General features: G+C 43.0%; 17 protein-coding genes. 15 read left to right on the forward strand and 2 right to left on the reverse strand.

What is annotated here, in order from left to right; all coding sequences use genetic code 11:
• Window positions 1-652 precede the first annotated feature (652 nt).
• From rpoD to yfaE, 13 genes are all read left to right on the forward strand, one after another.
• Window positions 653-2,575 carry an RNA polymerase sigma factor RpoD gene (gene rpoD / locus ACP7AA_RS05755; RefSeq protein ID WP_201563538.1) on the forward strand — a complete coding sequence of 641 codons (1,923 nt, stop codon included), beginning with the start codon at window positions 653-655 and terminating at the stop codon, window positions 2,573-2,575.
• Window positions 2,576-2,838: 263 nt separating this feature from the next.
• Complete coding sequence (locus tag ACP7AA_RS05760) at window positions 2,839-4,086, forward strand: multidrug effflux MFS transporter (RefSeq protein WP_426222901.1); 1,248 nt, start codon at window positions 2,839-2,841, stop codon at window positions 4,084-4,086.
• Window positions 4,073-4,663 carry a TetR/AcrR family transcriptional regulator gene (locus ACP7AA_RS05765; RefSeq protein WP_426222902.1) on the forward strand — a complete coding sequence of 197 codons (591 nt, stop codon included), beginning with the start codon at window positions 4,073-4,075 and terminating at the stop codon, window positions 4,661-4,663. The genes ACP7AA_RS05760 and ACP7AA_RS05765 overlap by 14 nt, the downstream gene beginning before the upstream one ends.
• A 382-nt stretch (window positions 4,664-5,045) precedes the next feature.
• On the forward strand, window positions 5,046-5,693 hold the full coding sequence (tenA, locus tag ACP7AA_RS05770) for a thiaminase II (protein WP_426222903.1): 648 nt from the start codon (window positions 5,046-5,048) through the stop codon (window positions 5,691-5,693).
• Window positions 5,694-5,779: 86 nt separating this feature from the next.
• The gene (locus ACP7AA_RS05775) at window positions 5,780-6,478 is read left to right on the forward strand and encodes a class I SAM-dependent DNA methyltransferase (protein ID WP_426222904.1); all 699 of its coding nucleotides are present in this window, start codon (window positions 5,780-5,782) and stop codon (window positions 6,476-6,478) included.
• A 127-nt stretch (window positions 6,479-6,605) separates the two neighbouring features.
• Window positions 6,606-6,986, forward strand: a complete 381-nt coding sequence (locus tag ACP7AA_RS05780) for a YbeD family protein (protein WP_192524586.1) — start codon at window positions 6,606-6,608, stop codon at window positions 6,984-6,986.
• A 551-nt stretch (window positions 6,987-7,537) separates the two neighbouring features.
• Window positions 7,538-9,814 (forward strand): class 1a ribonucleoside-diphosphate reductase subunit alpha, encoded by a 2,277-nt coding sequence (gene nrdA, locus ACP7AA_RS05785; protein ID WP_426222905.1) that lies wholly within the window; start codon window positions 7,538-7,540, stop codon window positions 9,812-9,814.
• 112 nt (window positions 9,815-9,926) lie between these two features.
• Window positions 9,927-10,523: a hypothetical protein gene (locus ACP7AA_RS05790; RefSeq protein ID WP_426222906.1), complete on the forward strand. Its 597-nt coding sequence runs from the start codon at window positions 9,927-9,929 to the stop codon at window positions 10,521-10,523.
• Between the two features lie 4 nt (window positions 10,524-10,527).
• Window positions 10,528-10,728, forward strand: coding sequence for a hypothetical protein (locus ACP7AA_RS05795; RefSeq protein WP_426222907.1), 201 nt, complete (start codon window positions 10,528-10,530; stop codon window positions 10,726-10,728).
• A gap of 313 nt (window positions 10,729-11,041) precedes the next feature.
• Window positions 11,042-11,278: a hypothetical protein gene (locus ACP7AA_RS05800; RefSeq protein WP_426222908.1), complete on the forward strand. Its 237-nt coding sequence runs from the start codon at window positions 11,042-11,044 to the stop codon at window positions 11,276-11,278.
• A 46-nt stretch (window positions 11,279-11,324) separates the two neighbouring features.
• On the forward strand, window positions 11,325-11,696 hold the full coding sequence (locus ACP7AA_RS05805; protein WP_426222909.1) for a hypothetical protein: 372 nt from the start codon (window positions 11,325-11,327) through the stop codon (window positions 11,694-11,696).
• 77 nt (window positions 11,697-11,773) lie between these two features.
• On the forward strand, window positions 11,774-12,907 hold the full coding sequence (gene nrdB / locus ACP7AA_RS05810; protein WP_201565347.1) for a class Ia ribonucleoside-diphosphate reductase subunit beta: 1,134 nt from the start codon (window positions 11,774-11,776) through the stop codon (window positions 12,905-12,907).
• A 163-nt stretch (window positions 12,908-13,070) separates the two neighbouring features.
• Window positions 13,071-13,337, forward strand: a complete 267-nt coding sequence (gene yfaE / locus ACP7AA_RS05815; RefSeq protein WP_183617826.1) for a class I ribonucleotide reductase maintenance protein YfaE — start codon at window positions 13,071-13,073, stop codon at window positions 13,335-13,337.
• Between the two features lie 198 nt (window positions 13,338-13,535).
• Here yfaE and ACP7AA_RS05820 read toward each other — a convergent pair whose 3' ends face one another.
• Window positions 13,536-14,864, reverse strand: coding sequence for a S1C family serine protease (locus ACP7AA_RS05820; protein ID WP_201624331.1), 1,329 nt, complete (start codon window positions 14,862-14,864; stop codon window positions 13,536-13,538).
• 453 nt (window positions 14,865-15,317) lie between these two features.
• Here ACP7AA_RS05820 and ACP7AA_RS05825 point away from each other — a divergent pair, with 453 nt between their 5' ends.
• Both ACP7AA_RS05825 and ACP7AA_RS05830 read left to right on the forward strand, forming a co-directional pair.
• Window positions 15,318-16,175, forward strand: coding sequence for a Nif3-like dinuclear metal center hexameric protein (locus tag ACP7AA_RS05825; RefSeq protein WP_426222910.1), 858 nt, complete (start codon window positions 15,318-15,320; stop codon window positions 16,173-16,175).
• Between the two features lie 1,160 nt (window positions 16,176-17,335).
• Window positions 17,336-18,559 (forward strand): transglycosylase SLT domain-containing protein, encoded by a 1,224-nt coding sequence (locus ACP7AA_RS05830; RefSeq protein ID WP_201565350.1) that lies wholly within the window; start codon window positions 17,336-17,338, stop codon window positions 18,557-18,559.
• A gap of 155 nt (window positions 18,560-18,714) precedes the next feature.
• Here ACP7AA_RS05830 and ACP7AA_RS05835 read toward each other — a convergent pair whose 3' ends face one another.
• Entirely contained in the window at window positions 18,715-21,774 is a 3,060-nt protein-coding gene (locus ACP7AA_RS05835; protein WP_426222911.1) for a LysM peptidoglycan-binding domain-containing protein, read from the reverse strand.
• Window positions 21,775-21,940 lie beyond the last annotated feature (166 nt).

The raw sequence follows: 21,940 nt of genomic DNA on the forward strand, positions 1-21,940 counted from the left end.
CCTTTAAAAGCATCGCGGTTGCCCCCACTATTAATGATTATGCCCAGTTGCATATACCGCCCTCAATCAGGCTACTGATAAAAAACCAATGGGTGAAAAATAATGGGGAATATCATTAATAAATACCAGATAAATGCTAGATAAATAGCAGCGAGCATCACTAGCTCGTGCTTGATTACGCTGGTCTGTGTTAAACTGTGTCGCTAACTATTTATAGCCCGACTTAATAGATGACGATAAACCCGCATCATTGAGCACAATTTTAGCTAAAAGCACAGCTCTGGGTATGCGTTTTCAAAGCGCTTTTTAAAACATAAATTTTAAATCGCTGTATTTTTGAATGACCATTTTTTAGCTCATAGTATTTTTTAGCGTTGTTTTTTAATTAATAGTATTTTTCAGATAACCGTATTTTTAGGCAACTGTATTTTTAGGTAATATGATTTTGAAGTATTTTGCGCATGACCAATTTTTAGCGGTTTTTTAGTATTGTAATTGTAGTATTTTGAGCCTTTATTCATATCCACTCATTTTTGTTATTATTGACAACCTTTACGCCATATTTTGATGAATCGATTGATTATATCAACGCACCCCGTAAGCGATAGCGAGTCACAATATAAAAATGTCCGATACAAGCAAGCGAGTATTTATGAACGATAAGTCAGTTTCTAAGTCCACATCTCAACTGGCCACCTTAATCCAAATGGGTAAAGAGCAAGGGTATTTGACCTATGCTGAGGTGAATGACCAACTGCCCGACTCTATTACTGAAAGTGATCAGATTGAAGATATCGTGCAAATGCTAACGGACGTTGGCATTAAAATTTTTGAATCTGCGCCCGACGCCGATGACATCTTGATGAACGATGATTCAAGCGATGATGACATGGCAGCCGATGAGGCAGCGGCGGTTTTGGCTTCGGTCGAGACTGAGCCTGGTCGTACCACTGACCCTGTACGTATGTATATGCGTGAAATGGGTACGGTTGACCTTTTAACCCGTGAAGGCGAGATTGCCATTGCTAAGCGTATCGAAGAAGGTATTCGTGACGTGCAGCATGCGATGTCTTATTGGCCGGGTACGGTACAGTTCGTCCTTGACGAGTACCAAAAAGTCCAAGATGGCGAGAAAAAATTGTCTGACGTCATCACAGGTTTTTTAGACCCTGAAACCGAAGAAGACAAAATCGCGGCCCAAGAAGCAAAAGAAGCGGCGAAAGAAGAGCGTGAGCGTATTAAAGAAGAAAAAGAGAATCCGCCAGTTATCAAACCAAAGGCCAATGCCAAAGCTGCGCTTGACGATGATGATGAGGACGATGAAGTCGAAGTTGAAGAAGAAGCCGAAGAAGAAACCGGCGGTATCGATCCAGAAGAAGTACGCTTACGTCTAGAAGAGATCGAACACTTATTTATTAAAGCCAAACAAGCCTTGCTTGATTATGGCCGTGGTAGCGTAGAAGCAGATGCTGCTTATGCCCTACTTGCCGAACGCTTTATGATGTTAAAGCTTAACAATCGCTTGTCAGACCAAGTGATGGCTATCATGCATGACGTCTATGATGATGTGCGTAAGCAAGAGCGTCAAATCATGCGTTTGGTGATTCGCCGTGGTCGTATGCCGCGTGATGAATTCCGTAAAACTTTCCCTAGCAATGAAACCAACGTTGATTGGCTCATTGAGCGCATCAAAGGCAAGCCTGCTTTTGCGGGTACGCTAGAAAAAGTCGCTGACGATGTGATTTTACTACAACGTAAAATTCGTGATTACGAGCAGCAGCTCGATATGAAAATCCACGACATGAAAGACGTCGCCCGTCGTATGGCCGTTGGCGAAGCAAAAGCGCGCCGTGCCAAAAAAGAGATGGTCGAAGCTAACTTGCGTCTGGTAATTTCTATCGCTAAAAAATATACCAACCGTGGTCTACAGTTCTTGGACTTAATCCAAGAAGGTAATATCGGTCTGATGAAAGCAGTTGATAAATTTGAATACCGCCGTGGTTATAAATTCTCAACCTATGCTACATGGTGGATTCGTCAGGCAATCACCCGCTCTATCGCTGACCAAGCGCGCACGATTCGTATTCCTGTGCATATGATTGAGACCATTAACAAGATAAACCGTGTCTCACGTCAATTGCTACAAGAAATGGGCCGCGAGCCGACACCTGAGGAATTAGGCGAACGCTTAGAGATGGACGAAGTTAAAGTCCGTAAAGTGCTAAAAATTGCCAAAGAGCCTATCTCTATGGAGACGCCAATCGGTGATGATGAAGACTCGCACCTAGGCGACTTTATCGAAGATGGTACGATTTCAAGCCCTGTCGATGATGCGACCGCAGCTGGCCTGCGTGAAGCGACGCGTGACGTCTTAGGTAATCTGACTGAGCGTGAAGCACGTGTCCTAAAAATGCGTTTCGGTATCGATATGCCAACTGACCATACCTTAGAAGAAGTTGGTAAGCAGTTTGATGTAACACGTGAGCGTATCCGTCAGATTGAGGCAAAAGCATTACGTAAATTGCGTCATCCTTCACGTTCTGAGCACTTACGCTCATTCCTTGAAAATGACTAATTTAAAGAGTATGTGCTAAGCACATCTTATTACGCCTAATGGCAAACCAAAAAAGCTGAGTATATCTCAGCTTTTTTGTGCCTGTTATTTAATGGCTGTTATTTAATGGCTATTAGCTTTTACTTATTAAATATAGAGCCGCTATAGCATGAGATAAGCAATTAATTCATAAAAATATTGCCTTTATTTAAAATATCGAGTATAACTACCTACCGTTCGGTAGTTAAAAAATTAAATAGATAAATAGTTAATAGTGCACTCTTATGAATAAACAAACCCATGTAAACCACATCAGTATCAAAACCGTCATCTCTCTTGCCATCATTGTGGCGCTTGGCCCTGCAGCGATTGATATGTATTTGGCCTCAATGCCGAATATGGCAACAGACCTCAATACCTCCTACGCCACCACGCAAATCACGTTGACCGTCTTTCTTATCTTTATGGGTTTAGGACAGCTGGTATTTGGTCCCGTATCTGATGCCATAGGACGAATAGCACCATTATTTGCAGGCTTGCTGGCATATATTGGCGCTTCCGTGTGGGCGATGTGGGCACAAAGTATTGAAAGCCTAATCTTTGCTCGTATCTTGCAAGGTCTTGGCGCCTCTATGGCTATCGTGGTGGTGATGAGCATGGTACGCGATCTCGTCGATGGACCAAAAGCGGCACAAATTTATGCTTTATTAAATACCATTGTGGCATTAGGTCCAATCGTCGCGCCAGCAATCGGCGGTATCGTCGGTGCGCATTATGGTTGGCGCGGCGTCATGTTTATTTTGGCGGCGTTAGGTATCATCGTGCTGATTAATACGCTGTTGAATATCAAAGAAACCTTGCCAAAAGACAAGCGCATTCAATTAAATATAAAAAATATTACAGGCATTTATGTCGGCATATTAAAGAACAAAACCTTTGTCTTTAATCTATTTGCGCTATCTGCGGTGTATTTCTTTTTGTTTGCCTACATCGGTGGTTCTGCTTATGTCTATCAAACAGACTATGGTCTTAGCCTAGAGCAATTTGGTTTTGTCTTTGGCTTGACCAGTATCAGTCTAATTTTAGGTGCATCTTCCACCGCTTATTTGGTCAAAAAAATATCGGCGTCACATTTGGCCTTAATCGGTGCCGGTGTCATGATGCTGGGTAGTGCCGTTTGCATCATCGCTTATCTGCTATCGATGGGTTTGGTCGGTATTGTCACTGGCATTGCCTTGGGATTATTTGGTCTTGGCGTATTAGAAGCGACGTTGATGGCAATTGCAATGGACTCGCAGCGCAGCGCTTTGGGTTCAAGCGCGGCTTTATTGGGCGCCATTCCTATGTTACTCTCATCTACTGCCACGCCCATCGCGGGACAATTGGTCGAAATAAACACCTTATACTGGTTAATCTTGCTAGGTGCCATGGGACCGATTATTTTGGCATTGGTCTATCTCGGTTCTAGAAGCTTAAAACCTTATAGCACTGTCGCCACACCATCATTAGAGGAGGCCTATGCAAAGCCATAAACCACGTTCAAGTGCTAAGCAACGTATCATTGATGCCGCGTTTGAGCCTTTCTTTATGCACGGCTATGAGGGCGCATCACTCAGTGATATTGCCAAGGCTGTGGGCATCCGCAAAGCCTCTCTCTATACGCACTTTGCCAGTAAAGAAGCGATATTTTTAGAATTACTGCAAGATGCTCTCGAGTCAGAATGTGCGTTTATTAAGTCATGCTTTGCGACGACTAGTGAATTTCCTACTCCCGGTGAAGCGTATTGCCATGCTTTTGAAGCGCGTTATGAAAGCGCGATTACCTTACGGTTTTTAATTCGCATGGCCTATGCCGCACCTGTGCATTTGACCGATACCAGCGCGGCGACTTTTAATGTCTATATAAAGGTGTTGACTGAGCACATACAGCTGGCTCTACAGCCTTATCAGCTCGACTCTGAGCAGCTAGAGCTGTATACCGATGCTTATCTAGGCGTAATCGATAGCTTAAGTGTAGAGCTGCTATATGCAGAAGGCTTATATGAGCGCCGTTTTAAAGCCATGCTGATGCTTTATCACACTGCTATTGAACAGCTCGATAAAAAATAACTTTTTAAATCTAAGTTACCTTTATTGATGGTTGTTTGGACATCACTTGCTAATGATGGCTGAGTTCGCCTATCATAGGGCTCAACTTCTTAAATAACAGCAGCTCAAAACCATTTAAATTTTATATTTATTATTAAAAAATAAACCTTGTCGGGGTGCTTTGATTTTGACGCTTTAACTACAATCAAAATCATGGCTGAGAGTTACCCGCGAACCTGATGCAGTTAGCACTGACGTAGGAAACAAGCGTGTCGATATATAAGTCACATTTACTTCATATTTTGCCAATCTATTAAACCTAGACTGGCAAATTTTTTGTGCCTTATCACTTCTCGTTTCCTGCCATTTGCTTGCTTGCGTTTTATAAAAGTAAGTGAAAACTATGGATTACCAAACGCTACGTCACAATTGTCCCACATGGGATGATTACATTCAGCATGATTTCGTCAAGCAGCTGACCGCTGGCACGCTTGCCCCTGACAGCTTTCGCCACTACCTTGTGCAAGACTATTTATACTTAATTCACTATACCCGCGTGATGGCGCTGAGCGTATATAAGAGTGACACGCTGGCACAAATGCGCGTCGGTCAAGCAGGTATCAATGCCATGCTCGATATGGAAATCGCTATGTATTTGGATTTCTGCCGTCAGTGGAATATACCACTTGAACAAGTAGAAAACGCCCCTGAATCTGCCGTCACCATCGCCTATAGTCGCTATATATTAGACGCTGCAATGTCAGGCTCGCTGGCCGAACTGTATGCCGCTATTGCGCCTTGCTTAATGGGCTATGGAGAAATTGGCAGATGTATCAAAGATGAGGGTTTTATCGATAACAACCCTTATCAACCATGGATTGATGTGTTTTCCAGTGATGAGTTTCTATCGATTACCGCGCAGAACGAAGCGCAAATTAATACGCTGCTAGTCGATGCCAGCCCTGCTCAAGCAGACAAGTTTCAGCGGTTATTTAACACCGCCGCACGTATGGAAGTTAATTTTTGGCAGCAGGCGTTAGATTTGTCTTAACTTATACTCAATCTAGCTTGATTCTAAAAAAGCCCTCTAAAATCAAAAACAATGACCAATAATAACGATCAACAAGGAGAAACACCATGGCAGCATTCGATGAACACGCAAGCGCGTACGACAGCTGGTTTTTTGACAACCAAAACTTACTGACCAGTGAGCTAAAACTGGTCGCTCATTTCTTAGATAAAGATAGCGAGATATTGTCTATCGGCTGTGGTAGCGGTCTTTTCGAATCACTATTGGCCAAAGATTACGGCATTCATATCACGCATGGTATCGAGCCTTCGAAAGATATGGCTGAAGTCGCTGAAAAGCGCGGCTTGCAAGTAGATATCAGCCCTGCCGAAACCTGCGAGATTGCGCCTAATAAATTTGATATCATCATGTTTAATGGCAGCGTCAGCTATATCAGCGATTTGGATGTCTGTATTAAAAAGGCCTTTGATGCCCTAAAGTCTGGCGGCAAGCTTATCCTGATTGATGTGCCAAAAGAAAGCGGTTTTGCCAGCTTATACAATTTAGCCAGCGCGGTAGATACGTGGGAGCATCCACTACTCGAACACATCTCCCCTGCTGACCCTTATCCTATTGAGCTGGTGAAGTCAGCAAACTGGCGTACCTCTGATGAGAAAATCGAGTTAATGCAAGCCAATGGTTTTGTCGACTTTGAATATGCGCAAACTTTATTGACCCATCCTATGTATGCCAATGACAAGGTACAAGAGGTCATCGAAGGCTATGATCGCGGCGATTATGTGGCGGTATGTGGTTATAAAAAATAACGATTTTAATACCGCTTAACGTTTGGTGACACTTGAATAATATGATGAGCGTCCTTATAAATGGTGCATAAAGCGCTTATCGGCATAACCCATAAGCTCATATTTTCACAAAGATAAGGACAACATCATGACTGATGATCCAAAAGACACCACTAACCCAAATCAAACGCCTAAAAGAGAGGTCAAAGTCACTGAGCTGGTCGCCAATGACGGTATCTTAAAAGGCAAAAAAACCGACGTACAAAATCCTGAGCTGTGGCAGTTCCCAATGAACTACCCACTGAGCATCATCGGTCATGAAGGCGAGCATGATAGCTTACTCAATGAAGTGAAGCTTATCCTTGGTAGCCAGTTTCCAGAGTTTGATTTGGCGTCTATGGAAGTTAAACCGTCAAAAACAGGACGCTTCCATTCGGTGCGTGCCAATTTATACTTGACCACCGTTGAGCAAGTAAACACGCTTTATGCATCACTCGATAATGCAAAAACGGTACGCATGGTCGTCTAATCATAGTTTTATCAATTTAAGAAAAACCAGTCCGTTTTTCGTCCGAATCGTCACTCATATGGGTGGCGATTTTCTATTGGCTGGGGTACAATCACCAGCCGAAATATGCGCGCCATTCAGCAGATTTGCGCGTGTTAATTTAGCCGACAATAAAAAGTAAATTCGCGCCATTTTTTACAAAACTTTTATTATTTTTCTTATTGGCGTCTAACCCTTATCCCATCGTCCTTTGCCAAAATTCGGACACGCTTTACCCTCTCATCAACATAGTTTGCCGCTAAAATCAATATAGCATTTTCAAAATTTTCCCGCTATATTGTGTCCACCTACTAACAAATACGCTATATGTAGTGCTCAGTGATTTAAACCCTCACTATGAGCAACGGCATCGTTTTGCCTAAAAAAACACTCTGCCGTGACAGGATGTTATAGCGTAATAAAGATAGCGTGATAAAGAATACCCGCCGGTATTAACCGCGCCGCATTACTATAAGTAACACTATAAGCATCATTATAAATTAATTGCCAAGCAATCAACTTACGAGGTCAGCATGACACATATCGATAAAATCCAAGTAACCAAACGTGATGGACGTTTAGAGCCTATTGATTTAGATAAGATTCACAAGGTTATCGAGTGGGCTGCTCATGATTTAGATAATGTGTCGGTATCACAAGTTGAGCTAAAGTCGCACATTCAGTTTTATGAAGGCATCAAAACTCGTGATATTCATGAGACCATCATCAAGTCTGCCGCTGACCTTATCTCTGAAACCACGCCTGACTATCAGTATTTAGCCGCGCGTTTGGCCATCTTCCATCTGCGTAAGATTGCTTATAATAAATTTACCCCGCCGCATCTTTATGACCATGTTAAAAAGCTGACTGATGCCGGTAAATACGATCAGCATATCCTAGCTGACTATAGCCGTGCGGAATTTGATGAATTAGAAGAATATCTTGACCACTGGCGCGATATGAATCTTGCTTATGCTGCTGTTGAGCAAATGGCGGGTAAATACCTCGTGCAAGATCGCGTCAGCAAAACGGTTTATGAGAGCCCACAGTTCTTATATATGCTGGTTGGTATGTGTTTGTTTGCCAGCTATGAAAAGTCAGAGCGTCTCGACTACGTTAAACGCTTTTATGATGCAACCTCACAATTCAAAATCTCTCTACCGACACCTATCATGTCTGGCGTACGTACGCCATCGCGCCAGTTTAGCTCGTGTGTATTGATCGAATGTGGTGATAGCCTAGATTCTATCAACGCCACCACCAGCGCCATCGTACGCTATGTGTCGCAGCGTGCCGGTATCGGCATCAACGCTGGTCGTATCCGCGCCCTTGGTAGCCCTATCCGTGGCGGCGAAGCGCAGCATACTGGCTGTATTCCTTTTTATAAATTATTCCAAACTGCGGTTAAATGCTGCTCACAAGGCGGCGTGCGTGGCGGTGCAGCGACGTTATTTTACCCATTATGGCATTTAGAAGTTGAGTCGCTATTGGTACTGAAAAACAACCGCGGCGTTGAAGACAACCGTGTCCGTCACATGGACTACGGCGTGCAGCTAAACAAAACCATGTATACCCGTTTGATTAAAGGTCAAGATATCTCGCTATTTTCACCAAGCGACACCCCGGGCTTATATGATGCGTTCTTTGAAGACCAAGACAAGTTTGAAGAGCTATATACCAAATACGAGAACGACCCTAGCATTCGTAGCCGTCAAATTCCAGCCACTGAGCTGTTTAGTCTGATGATGCAAGAGCGCGCCAGCACCGGTCGTATCTATATCCAAAACGTTGACCATTGCAACACGCATAGCCCATTTGATGCGACAGTTGCGCCGATTCGCCAGTCAAACCTGTGTATGGAAATCGCCCTACCGACCAAGCCACTTGATAACATCAACGATGAAACCGGTGAGATTGCCCTTTGTACGCTATCAGCGGTCAACTTAGGTAAAGTTGAAAACGTTAGCGATATCGAAGAGCCAGCAGAATTAATCGTCCGTGCGCTTGATGCCCTGCTCGACTATCAAGACTATCCAGTCAAAGCGGCTGAAAATGGCAGTATGCGTCGCCGTACCTTAGGTGTTGGCGTGATTAACTATGCGTATTATCTGGCGAAAAATGGCGTACGCTATTCAGACGGCAGCGCGCTTGGTCTAACGCATCAAACCTTTGAAGCGCTACAGTACTATCTCTTGAAAGCGTCGAACAAATTGGCAAAAGAGCAAGGTGCATGCCCTGCCTTTAACGAGACGACTTACTCGCAAGGTATCTTGCCGGTTGATACCTATAAAAAAGACTTGGATCAAATCTGCCAAGAGCCGCTACATCTCGATTGGGAAACGCTACGCACTGAGATTACCACTCATGGTCTGCGCAACTCTACCCTAACCGCCTTGATGCCGTCTGAGACCTCTAGTCAGATTGCCAACGCCACCAACGGTATCGAGCCACCACGCGGTCTGGTCTCTATCAAAGCGTCAAAAGATGGCATCTTAAAGCAAGTCGTGCCTGAAATTGACAAGCTAAAAGATCAGTACGAGCTACTATGGCAAATGCCGAACAATGACGGTTACCTAAAGCTGGTCGCTATCATGCAGAAGTTCGTCGATCAAAGTATCTCTGCCAATACCAACTATGACCCAACGCGCTTTGATGGTCAGCGTGTACCGATGAAGGTATTGCTAAAAGACTTGTTGACGGCGTATAAGCTTGGCGTGAAAACTTTGTATTACCATAACACCCGTGATGGTGCGAACGATGCCCAAGCGGATATGGAAGATGATTGTGCTGGCGGTGCATGTAAGATTTAGTTTCGCGAGAGAAATTCATGAGATATAGATTTTAGGGCATGAAAAGTCATTTGGTTCTATTAATAACTCCGTTACTGTTTACATAGTAAGTCAAGCCTGACAGGTACTTAAAATGATCCAAAATAGTTTGAACCGTTTAGTCAATCGTAAAAAAATGAATAGCAATACCGATGATTGTGAATGGGAAGCTAAATACGATATAAGCATTTCTATTTTAAAAGAAGAGTATCTTCAATGTATTCAAAGGATAAGGAACGTCGATGAGAAAGCTAATAAATACATTTTAGTTATTTCGATAGTAGCTACAGGATTGTTTGTAGTTCTTTCTAGCTCTGCTGCTGATAGCTTAGTATTTGATCACTTAAATTCGATTATTGGTTTTCTTTTGACATTGTTATTCGTAGCAACTTCTCTACTTAGTTTGATTCTTGGGATATTAATCTTTAAATATCTCCTAGACTGCTTTGAATTAGTAGAATCTAAAAAAATTAACAATATTGAAGAACTATTAAGAAATACTGTTGAATTAGATGCAAACAAGTATAAGGGAGTATTGATTACTGTATACCAAGCATCAATAAACTCCATGAATCAGACTGTTATTAACAAACAAAATCACATCAGGAAAGTTTCCAATAAAATAAGGTGTTTTATCAGCCTATTGTTTACTTCCTTGCTAATCCTAATCATATTAAAAATAATAGGTTAACATTATGTCAGAACAATCTACAACTCCACCAGGTATGGATATAGCTCATGAATATATTCAAACCTCTGCAACCAGTCAGTCTAATGATACTTCAAGTGAATATATAACGCAGACGTTGACACCTTGTATGGAAGATTATAAGCGTAATATCGATATTCATGTTTCTGTTTTCGATAGTGTAGATGGTAATAGAAATAAGAAATAAAGCTTTTGCAGTAGGCGTAGATTGGGTGGAGCCTTCGACACCCAACTACTTCTATTTAATAATTTGTTGAGTGTAGTTCCTCGACGCCAACCTACTTTTAGAAAGTATCGGTTGTTGTAGGCTGGGTTAAAAACCTAGTTGTAGGGTGCGCCCAGCGCACCAATGAGATTCAAGAGTTTAAATAGGTTGAATATAAATGCAGCTACCTTTATCAGTTAGCTATAAAAGCTCCGCTAGTGCAATAATTTACCGTGATGGTGGCTCGCTTGAATTAAGATTCACCGCAGATGACGACAGAAGTTATTGTATATTTATGAAAGTCATTCATGACTCGCCAAATGATTGCAAACGTTACCATCCGCCGATGCTATTTAAAGAGTCATTCGACATAAACAATAGTAAGCATGAAGACTTTATCGGCTATTTGAATTGGCAACAGGTTAAAGGATTGATTAATGAAATCAAGATAGATATCGGTCAGGATTTTCATGATCAGGATTTCGATTTAATCGAAAATATTGCGAATAATAATGGCTGGCTTATTAAGTAAAATACTTTGGCTTTACCGCTATAATCGAAACATACAAAGAATAGAAATGACGGAGGTCATAGACGTGCAATATACCGCAATCATCAAAGACGGTGGTTTATTTATCCCTAATGTATTTTCCGAACTAAATGATGGTGGCTCGCATATCGTGCAAGTAGAAGTCGATATCGAGGAAGTTCGTCAGCAATTAAATAGCAGCGCAATGCCAAAGATGGACGCGCCAAAACAAGCAAAAAAACCAGTAAAAAAGCCGCTAAAAAAAGAAGCACAGAAAGCCGCAGAGGTAGATTTAAGTACACTGCGTAAGAGCGCTATCGATGAGCTGGAAGGATTGGATGATAGTGAGCTTAGCGAGATTTTTAAAGCGTATATGAATGATGGACAAGAACCAACGCAAATATCTTTAGAGAACTTATAACGCCCTTTTGAAAGTATTTTTCAGGCGGCATTTTAAAACTTTTGATTCACAACTGTATCACTTATAAAGGTGGAACTATGACTTACTCGATTTTTTCTCAAACGCCAAACAATGCGCTAAAAGAGCCGATGTTCTTTGGTCAGCCGGTCAACGTGGCGCGTTATGACCAACAAAAGCATCCTATCTTTGAGCAGTTGATTGAAAAGCAGCTGTCGTTCTTTTGGCGTCCAGAAGAAGTCGATGTGTCACGCGACCGTATCGACTATGGCAATCTGTCGTCACATGAGCAGCATATCTTTATCAGTAACCTAAAGTATCAGACCCTACTCGACTCTATCCAAGGTCGTAGCCCAAACGTGGTGCTATTGCCACTGGTGTCTATTCCTGAGCTTGAAACGTGGATTGAGACGTGGACGTTTTCTGAGACCATTCACTCGCGCAGCTATACTCATATCATTCGTAATATCGTCAATGATCCGGGTATTGTCTTTGATGACATCATGCAAAACGAGCATATTTTAGGGCGCGCGGCTGACATCGCCAAGTACTACGATGACTTGTACTATAACTCACAGCTCTACAATATGTATGGCGCAGGCACGCATACCGTCAATGGCAAAGAAGTGACCGTTAGCTTAAAATCGCTGAAAAAACAGCTGTATTTATGCTTGATGGCGGTTAACGTCTTAGAAGCCATTCGCTTTTATGTGTCGTTTGCCTGCTCGTTCGCCTTTGCTGAGCGTAAGCTGATGGAAGGCAATGCCAAGATTATTAAATTAATCGCCCGTGATGAGGCGCTACATTTAACCGGTACACAGCATATCCTAAACTTGATGCGTAATGGCAGAGATGACCCAGAGATGGTCGATATTGCCTATGAGTGCTATCAAGAAAGCATCGATATCTTTACCAAAGCGGCTGAGCAAGAAAAAGAATGGGCAGGTTATCTGTTTAAAGACGGCTCAATGATTGGGCTCAATAAAGACATTCTTTGCCAATATATCGAATTTATCACCAACTTACGTATGGAAGCGGTTGGCTTGCCAGTGGCATTCCCGAACTCTAAATCAAATCCGATTCCGTGGATTAATACGTGGTTGTCTTCTGATAATGTCCAAGTGGCGCCGCAAGAAACTGAAATCAGCTCGTACTTGGTCGGTCAAATTGACTCAGATTTATCAGACAGCGATTTTGATGATTTTGAACTTTAAAAGCTTTTAGCTTAAATAGAGTTAAAAGTTAATCGCGTGATTGTAATGGCTTAACCTTACTATTTTAAGGTTAGGCCAATGTTATTTTAGCAAGATTTTATCATTTAAAAGAACCATCACATTGACTGTCAATACGATGGGAAAATTAAGAGAAGGTTGAATTATGACTTGGGTAATGACGAGTAAGAAGCAATTCTACTTGCATGATGACGAAAGTCTGCTCGATGGATTGCTACGCACCGGACATGATATCAATTATCAATGTAAGGAAGGTTATTGTGGCAGTTGCCGCATCAAGCGCATCGCCAGCTCACACGTTATTGATTATCCGTTTGAGCCACTTGCCATGATTGAAAAAGATGAAATCCTGCCCTGCTGCTGTCGGGTACAAGGGGTGATTTATATCAATGATGAGTCTTTTGCAAAATAGCAGCCGTTGTTAATATAAGCTGCTATTAATAGAAGCTGTCATCAATAAAAGCCATTATTTAAAGAAAGCTGTTATTTAAAAAGCCCGATAAAAAAAGCGCGTTATCTTTAAGATAACGCGCTTTTTTATTATTTATAACACTCTAAAACTGTTTTGATTAAACTTTACGTATAGAGCATGACGTTATAAAGCATAGCACTATAAAGGTGCGCCATCTCTTTCAAATAACTGTAGCAACTCTTCACGCATACGGTCACGTTCAGCTTCTGACATCATAGGTACTTCTGCTCTATCACCTTGTAGACTTGGATCTTCCATACCGCCAAGCGTTTCATCATGAATCACGACAGGGCTCGCCATGGGCTCTTGCGCCGGACGTTCCTCTAGTAATATCTTCACTTGGGCATTTTTACCGCGGCGTAAGATTTGCGCGTTGAGCGTGGTATTCGGTGCTTTACGAGCAACATACTGAATCAAAGTATTGGCATCCGTCATCTCAACGCCGTCAATCGTCAGGACGATATCACCAACGCGTAGACCACTTTTAGCAGCAGGGCTCTTAGGAACGACGTTTAGCACTTCTACCCCAGTCGAGGTTTCTAGCTGGGTTGGGTCGCGTAATTGTGACTGTATCTCAATCCCTAACCAACCACGGCTGACCTTACCATCTTTAATCAGTGCATTCATCACTTGCTCAACGATAGCCGTAGGAATGGCAAAGCCGATACCCATCGAGCCACCAGAACGCGAGAAAATCACCGTATTGATGCCGACCAATTCACCGTGCGCATCCACCAGCGCGCCACCTGAGTTACCCGGGTTGATAGCGGCATCGGTTTGGATAAAGTCTTCAAACTTATTAACCCCAAGCCCCGTACGACCTGTTGCTGAGATAATCCCTTGGGTGACCGTTTGACCAACGCCAAACGGATTGCCAATCGCTAGCGCTAAATCGCCCACGCGAATAGGATCTTCACGGAAACCAAGTGGCGTCAGACCCGTCATATCAACTTTAATCACCGCCAAGTCACTGTCAGGATCAGTACCAATGATTTGCGCGCGGCTCTTACGCCCGTCATTAAAGGCGACGGTAATCTCATCGGCTTTTTCGATGACATGGGCGTTGGTGACGATATAGCCATCTTCTGACACAATTACGCCAGAGCCTAAGTTGGTATTGCCCTGCTCTTGTGATGGGCCACCATGAAACTCAAAGAAGCGGCGCAACACTGGATCATTCATATAAGGATGCTCAGCCATCGTTTGGGTGGTATAAATGTTCACCACAGACTGCGAGGCACGGGCAACCGCATTATGATAAGAGGAAATCGGCGCTGGCGTATCTGCCACAGGCGCTGAGGCTTGCTGCTCAGCAGGCGTGGTTCTAGGTGGCTCCCAAGCCTGCTCTGATGCCGCCTTCATACTCGCAAACAACCAGATAAATGCTACAGTGACTACAAGTAACAAAATCCAAGGTAACCATTTTACCAGACCAGCCTTGTCATTGGCGTTCCGAGATGACGACATATAAAAACCTCTATATTATTTTAGAAACAGTATTTGTAACGATGTTTTTGTAAAAGTAACAATAGCTTTGTAAAAATAGCTTTTACAAAACAGTAAATGATGAATAAGCCAAAATATTTCTGAGCAGTCCGCTGTGATTGGGCGCAAAACCAGATAGGATACGCGCTATGAATCATATAGGCTCAGGTATGCAAATTATAACTGGCAACACGCGCAAATAGTAACGCATCGTGTACCGTTTCAGTTATTCGCCTTGTCTACTCTTTTACAGTGCCATGCTAAAATGGCGATGATAGAAACCCAGATTATTTATAACATACATAATTTATAAATTGGTATTTTGATTATTTACTATAAACACTTAAACCATTTAAGCAGTAAAAATCAAAGCCGTTATAAAACCAATGATAAAACCAATATAGTGCAGAACTGCGACAATTATAAGGAAACTCCATGACCGCGCACAATACCTTGAACCCATCCGCAAGCGAATCTTCAACCCAGATATCAGATACGGTGATTAGCGTGCAAGCTTTAACAGAATTTTGTGACGAATACCTATCGGCGCCAGCCTTTAAAGACTATGCTCCCAATGGTTTACAGGTAGATGGCGGTCGACCTATCCAGCGCATCGTTACGGGTGTCACTGCTTGTGAGGCGTTGATTGACGCCGCGATTGCTGATAATGCCGATGCCATTTTGGTGCATCATGGTTATTTTTGGAAAGGCGAGCCTGCGCCCATCACAGGTATGAAAGGTCAGCGTATCCGCAAACTGATGCAACATGGCATCTCTTTGATTGGCTATCATCTGCCGCTTGACGCCCATCCTCGCATTGGTAACAATGCCAAACTGGCTGAGCTACTTGATATGAGCATCATTGGCGCGCTTTATCCTACCGAATCACATCCGGTTGGTAATATCGCCACTTGCACACCGCAAAGTGCTCAAAGTCTAATCACCCAGATTACCGACGCGCTAGGACGCCTGCCCTTACATATCTCTGCTCATTATCAAACTTCAGATACCAATCAATCTGATGGGCAAAATGACAGGCTTATCGAACGGGTGGGTATCTGCACCGGCGGCGCGCAAGATATGATTGAACAAGCGACCCTGATGGGCTGCGATGCGTTTATCTCAGGTGAGATATCAGAGCGCACCACACATATTGCCCGTGAGCTTGGTATTGATTATTTTGCTTGTGGCCATCATGCAACAGAGCGTGGCGGCATTCAAGCATTGGGTGAACTGGTTGCTGAGCAATTTGGCTTACCGGTGACTTTCATAGATATCGATAATCCAGCCTAATCATTCAGCCAATTTATCGTATTTATGATAATTTTCGTGGTTCTAACGCTGTTTCAGCGCTGTTTAAATGCTCATTTTTCACATTTTAAGCGCCATGCAGGCGCTTTATTCCCTATCGCAATCGCTTTTTATGACGTTTATTGTCAGCAGATTAGTAAAAACGAGGTCTTTTTTTACCGTTTATAGCGCTATTGTTAAGTTTTATCGCTAATTTATTAACCCTACTTGAATAATATGATGAATATCCGCATATTAGTACCTGAAGAAAGAACGTCTTGTCATGAGACTTCCCATTTTTATAGCTTCCGGTTATGGTGCTAAAACAGTGTTTATCGTCTAAAAGCCTATTTTTAACTCATTAGGTTTTTGGCAGTGAGCAATCAAATATTATTTTTGTATGGTTAGTTTTTAATTAGTTTCTTTGATTAATTAGTTTTCTAATTAATTGGCTTTCTAATTAAATAGCTTTCTAATCAAATACTCTGCCCTGTTTTTAGCGTCGCGATACTGCTTAAGCAAAGTTTATCTGCTACTTATTGTTAATGAGTAGTTAGATAGAATGTTTGCTTGTTTTTATCGCTGGACAGTCCATATTATTCACCATTTACCCTACTACAAACTATTTAAAGAGTAGCTGGTTAGTAATATGAGCGTTGCAACGATTAAGTGCAGCTGTACCGCACTTATCCGACGTTTTTGTCTCAATAACTTATTCATGACCTTACCTATGTTTACGATAGTTGAATAACGGGTCTTTTATTCAGTAGCAACCCTAACATCGATGAAGGAATCATCCGATTTATACCCTTCGCGGTGTTGTGCGTCTTTTTTTTAGAGCGTCTTTTTTTTAGAGCGTCTTTTTTTAGAATAGTGTTTAAGATGATTTCTATTTTAAAAAAGTTTAAACAAAGACGGCATTGGGTATTGGCTAGCTGATTAAGAGACTTGAGTGCTAACGCTTATATAATGCATGTTAGCCCCACTATATGTAAACAAGATGACATTGTTCCTTATTTTATTGATAAGAGCGATATTATCTAAAATGCAACGCCAGTTTATGCCGCTTATATAGCAATACGCTTTTGATAAGCATATATAAGCAGCATGAATTGACGAGGCGTTTTTATGGTATGCAGGATGGCTAAAACTAGGAGACATCCATGCAGCGTATTACTTATCGTGTGAAAGTATCTGCGCAAGGGGCCAAACGCCGTATCTCATACTTACTGCGTCCATCTAAGCGCCTACTGCACACCAAAAGTAACATCGTTCCAGTCGTTGCACCTATTAAAGTCGCTCGTTTTGCCAAAACTAATTTCTCTAAAACTAAGAAGTTGGCACAAGTATCTAGCATCGCCATGCTCTCTCTACCTGCTGAGAGTCTGATGACGATGGGCGCACCCATACCAGCTTATGACCATGTCATGCTGGAGAACACTCTGACCATTGCTGCCGTGCCAGGTGATAGCACCTACTTTGCGACTGATGGCTTTCAGCACGGTTTCGGCTACGACTTGGTGCGTAGTTATGCTGACGAGCTTGGGGTAAAGATCGATTTAAAAGCTTATGCCAGTGAAGAAGCGGCATTAAGAGCGTTAAAATCAGGCGATGCCGATATGGCATTGACCACTGCCAGCACCCAACTAAAAAGCCAATTGAGCTTATCTTCAGTCAATGTCAGCTGCGGCTATGACGCCAGCTTGACCAAAAATGGTCTACATCCTAAAGTCAGTTGGACGTTTAATTCAGCCAATGACCCGTTATCACAAAAAGCCAGCTATTTTTTATGTGATAGCATGAAGCTTGAGCATACTCAGAAACTGGCCGCGTTTTATAATCAGAATTTATTAAAAGACGCTTATAGCCAAGACCATTTTAAGAAAACCTTGACCGAGAAACTGCCCGACTATCAGTCTTCGTTTCAAGAGCAAGCGCGCAATTACAACCATGATTGGGAGCTGCTCGTCGCTATGGGTTATCAAGAGTCGCATCTAAATGCCAATGCTGTGTCTCCAACAGGCGTACGCGGTATTATGATGCTGACCAATAATACGGCCAAAGCGATGGGCGTCTCTGACCGCGTTGACCCTTATCAAAGTATCGGTGGCGGCGCGCGTTATTTGGAACAAGTCAAAGAGGACTTCGCCGATGTACCAAAGACCGACCGCATCTGGTTTGCCCTAGCAGGTTACAACATGGGTCCTAATGCGGTAAAAAGTATCCAGCGTAAATTAAGGGCGCAAGGAATCGATGATAAAAGCTGGGCAAATATATATGCCTACTTATCTGAGAATAGAGCCTCAAATAGCCGTTATGGTCAAGCGATGCATTATGTGAGTAATATTAGAAGTTATCTTGAGACCATTAAAACTCAAACGGTTTAATAACTTTTCTTTTGAAAAGACTGTTAGTAAAAGCTTTTAAATATAATACGTATAGAGTCTTGTTAATAAAAAACTTTGTCAATAAAAAAGCTGCTCTTATAAAAGAGCAGCTTTTTTTAATGCTTAAAATTTATTAAATACGGCTACATTCTACATTAGCGATTCGGTACGGTTAAACGTTGACCGCGTTGTAGCATGGTATCTACAGCGATATTATTCATATCCGCAAGCTCTTTGGTTGAGACACCATATTTACGTGCCAATCCAATCAAGCTATCGCCTGAGCCAACGGTATAGCTTACCGTCGCTTTTGGTACTTTAATCGTTTGACCACGTTGTAACTGGGCATTGGTCGCCAAATCGTTTGTCGCTGCTAGGTCTTCTACTGAGATGCCAAACTGACGCGCTAAGGCAATAAGACCATCGCCCGATTTAACTTTGTAGCTCTCAGTATTACCAAGTTTTTTACCGCTACTGCTTGTGGTTTCTGCACCGGCGCTGCTGGTGCTCTTGTTACTAGTGCTACTAGTATTACTATTAGCTGTACTAGGAGCGCTTACTGTGCCATTGGCAGGAATGGTAATCGTACGACCAAGGATTAAATTAGAATTGGTTTTCAAATTATTGGCGGCTGCCAAATCACCCAAGCCGATATTGTAACGCTGCGCGACGCCCGTCAAGGTATCGCCCGATTTGACTTTATAACTGACTGCTTTGTCATTGAGCTGACGATCTACCAAATCTTTAGTGACCGGTACTTTAATCGTTTGACCACGTTGCAAGCGAGCTTTAGCATCAAAGTTGCTATTCACAGCTGCCAATTCTTCAGGACTAATGCCAACGCTATTTGCAATACCAATTAAAGTATCACCTGATTTGACTTTATAATTGGTCGTTGCCACTGAGCTTGACGTGCTGGCAGTCGTATTGCTGCTTGTGCTATTCGACGTGTTGTTAGACGTAGCAGCCGCAGGCGTAAAGTCTACATTGGCTGGTACTTTTAAGGTTTGACCAACGTATAGTGAATCGGTCGTGCCCATATTATTTAACGTCGCCAAGGTGGTGGTCGGCACATTAAACTGGCGTGATAAAGCAATCAGACCATCACCGGGTTTGACTTTATAATTCTTGGTTGCCGTGCTCGATTTACTAGGTTTGGTCGATGGTGCAGCAGGCGTGGTTGCAGGCGCGGTCACTTTACCAGGAACCAGCCATAGTTTTTGACCGCGTAGCAAGTCCGCTCTACTGCTCAAATTATTATAAGTAGCCAGCTGAGTCACCGATAAACCAAAGCGATTGGCCGTACCGATAAGCGTATCACCACCTTGTACCACATAGCTTTCAGGCTGGCTTGCCGCTGTAGTACTGGCATTGCTCAATGGCTCGATAGATTTGGCGTTATATAAGTATAACGTGCTGCCCGCTAGCAGATTGGCGCTAGCATCTATTTGGTTCCATTCAGCGATATCACGCCAGCTGACGCCCGCACGACTGGCGATATTTGCCAAGGTATCGCCACGTTTTACCGTATAAGTGCTACGCGTGCCTTGTGGTTTTGGCTTACTAACCGAGGTTTTTGGGAAACTTAATTTCTTTTCTTGACCACTGGCCTCTAACACTGACTGCTGCGTCTGTACGGCTGATAAATTGATATTACCATCGGCATTAATGACTTTGGTTTCAGGCGTACTGATGCGAATCTGACTGGCAATGAAATCGCGCTCTTCTTTGCTTAGTGGTGGCTCTTGAATGATAGTATTGTTTTGCGTGATTTGTGCCGATGTGGTCGGTAAGCTATTACTGCTTTTTAGCTCAGCGTTAATCTTTTTGGTTTCTGCAGAAGTCAGCGGTGGCTCAGTACGGAATGAGGTATTGCTGCTATAAACAGAGCTGCTCGTCGGTGAAACCGTCGGCGGAATATAGCTGGTGGTTTGCTGCGGCACACTAGCGCTTGCCGCATAATCAGCAAGGGCGCTACCGGTAGAAGGTAATGATCCACCGCTAGTATAAGGTTTATTGTTATAGCTCGGCGTGGTAGAAGTAGAGCCTGAATAGCTTGGCGTGCTACTGCTGCTAGTGTTACTAGAAGCAATCACATTACTACTGCCATTCCCTCTCAAGGCGCTCAGCTTCGCATCTGTCGTCAAGCTGACATCATTAGGAATAATGATACGCTGTGGACCAGATGAATCAATACGAGCTGAAGTCAGCGCGGTATTCAGTCTTTCTAGCTCGTCATAACTGACACCGGTCACCTGTGCGACTTCAGCTAAGCTGACGCCATAATTTACTGGCACACTACGGAAATGCTGACGGTTAGCAATAGCAGGCAGATAAACACCATATTGCTCAGGCTTGGCGACGATTTCAGCAACTGCTAAAAAGCGCGGTACATAGTTCATGGTCTCTGTTGGCAGTCTTAGTGACCAGTAATCGGTCGGCAAGCCACGAGCAGCATTGGCATCGATGGCTTTTTGCACACGACCAGGACCGGCGTTATAAGCGGCTAGTGCCAGCTCCCAACTACCGAACTGGTTATGCAGTGCGGTCAAAAAGTCATAAGCGGCACGTGTTGATTCAATCACATCACGGCGACCATCATAAGTGCTACTTTGATTTAGACCATAGATACGCCCTGTACTCGGGATAAACTGCCATAAACCTGCTGCCGCCGCACTACTGGTACCACTTGGATCGTAGGAGCTCTCAATGACAGGCAATAACGCAAGTTCGGTTGGAATATTACGACGCTCGGCTTCTCGAACGGTATGGTAAAGGTAGCGACTGGCACGCGCGGTCAAACGGTTGAGATAGTCTTGACGACTGGTAAACCAACCTTTTTGCGCTTCAATACGCTGATTATAAACAGGTTGACCACCATTCATACGGTAGCCTGCCCGCAAGCGATTCCATAAATCACCATATTGTTGAATGGCAAGTTTATTACCTTCAACCATAGTCATGTCGGTGGCTTCTAATAAATCAGCCAGCTCATCTAGGCTTTCAGCATCCAAGAACGCCGTTGAATAATCAGCGCCCGTACTTGGCTTAGTAACTTGAGCGACAGGACGCTTAGTAACCACAGCTGAGCTGCCGGTCGCACCCGTCTTTTTCACCGCCGACGTATTACTACAAGCGCTGATAAGTAAAGTCGACACCGCAAGCGTCAGTGGTAAAGCGATAAATGAGCGAGATTTTGATGACACAGTAGACATGATAGTGGAAGTTTCCTAACAACAATAAGTGATAAAATAAAGTTAATCGACAGTATAGTACGCAATATCAAACAAAGACCAGCCTATTATGAAAGATAATGAGTAGAATTTAATCCACTCTATCTTTCAATGGCTGAATAGCGATATTATTTATACGATTTACTAA

The sequence above is a fragment of the Psychrobacter sp. DWR1-2-3 genome, from assembly GCF_049896465.1.
GTDB lineage: Bacteria > Pseudomonadota > Gammaproteobacteria > Pseudomonadales > Moraxellaceae > Psychrobacter > Psychrobacter maritimus.

Bases quoted from the DNA above. Each gene is read 5' to 3' on its own strand.
- ACP7AA_RS05835 (WP_426222911.1), bottom strand. From the start codon at position 21,774: ATGTCTACTGTGTCATCAAAATCTCGCTCATTTATCGCTTTACCACTG.
- yfaE (WP_183617826.1), top strand. From the start codon at position 13,071: ATGACTTGGGTAATGACGAGTAAGAAGCAATTCTACTTGCATGATGAC.
- ACP7AA_RS05775 (WP_426222904.1), top strand. From the start codon at position 5,780: ATGGCAGCATTCGATGAACACGCAAGCGCGTACGACAGCTGGTTTTTT.
- nrdA (WP_426222905.1), top strand. From the start codon at position 7,538: ATGACACATATCGATAAAATCCAAGTAACCAAACGTGATGGACGTTTA.
- rpoD (WP_201563538.1), top strand. From the start codon at position 653: ATGAACGATAAGTCAGTTTCTAAGTCCACATCTCAACTGGCCACCTTA.
- ACP7AA_RS05830 (WP_201565350.1), top strand. From the start codon at position 17,336: ATGCAGCGTATTACTTATCGTGTGAAAGTATCTGCGCAAGGGGCCAAA.
- ACP7AA_RS05800 (WP_426222908.1), top strand. From the start codon at position 11,042: ATGAAAGTCATTCATGACTCGCCAAATGATTGCAAACGTTACCATCCG.
- nrdB (WP_201565347.1), top strand. From the start codon at position 11,774: ATGACTTACTCGATTTTTTCTCAAACGCCAAACAATGCGCTAAAAGAG.
- ACP7AA_RS05825 (WP_426222910.1), top strand. From the start codon at position 15,318: ATGACCGCGCACAATACCTTGAACCCATCCGCAAGCGAATCTTCAACC.
- ACP7AA_RS05820 (WP_201624331.1), bottom strand. From the start codon at position 14,864: ATGTCGTCATCTCGGAACGCCAATGACAAGGCTGGTCTGGTAAAATGG.
- ACP7AA_RS05780 (WP_192524586.1), top strand. From the start codon at position 6,606: ATGACTGATGATCCAAAAGACACCACTAACCCAAATCAAACGCCTAAA.
- ACP7AA_RS05795 (WP_426222907.1), top strand. From the start codon at position 10,528: ATGTCAGAACAATCTACAACTCCACCAGGTATGGATATAGCTCATGAA.
- ACP7AA_RS05765 (WP_426222902.1), top strand. From the start codon at position 4,073: ATGCAAAGCCATAAACCACGTTCAAGTGCTAAGCAACGTATCATTGAT.
- tenA (WP_426222903.1), top strand. From the start codon at position 5,046: ATGGATTACCAAACGCTACGTCACAATTGTCCCACATGGGATGATTAC.
- ACP7AA_RS05760 (WP_426222901.1), top strand. From the start codon at position 2,839: ATGAATAAACAAACCCATGTAAACCACATCAGTATCAAAACCGTCATC.
- ACP7AA_RS05805 (WP_426222909.1), top strand. From the start codon at position 11,325: ATGACGGAGGTCATAGACGTGCAATATACCGCAATCATCAAAGACGGT.
- ACP7AA_RS05790 (WP_426222906.1), top strand. From the start codon at position 9,927: ATGATCCAAAATAGTTTGAACCGTTTAGTCAATCGTAAAAAAATGAAT.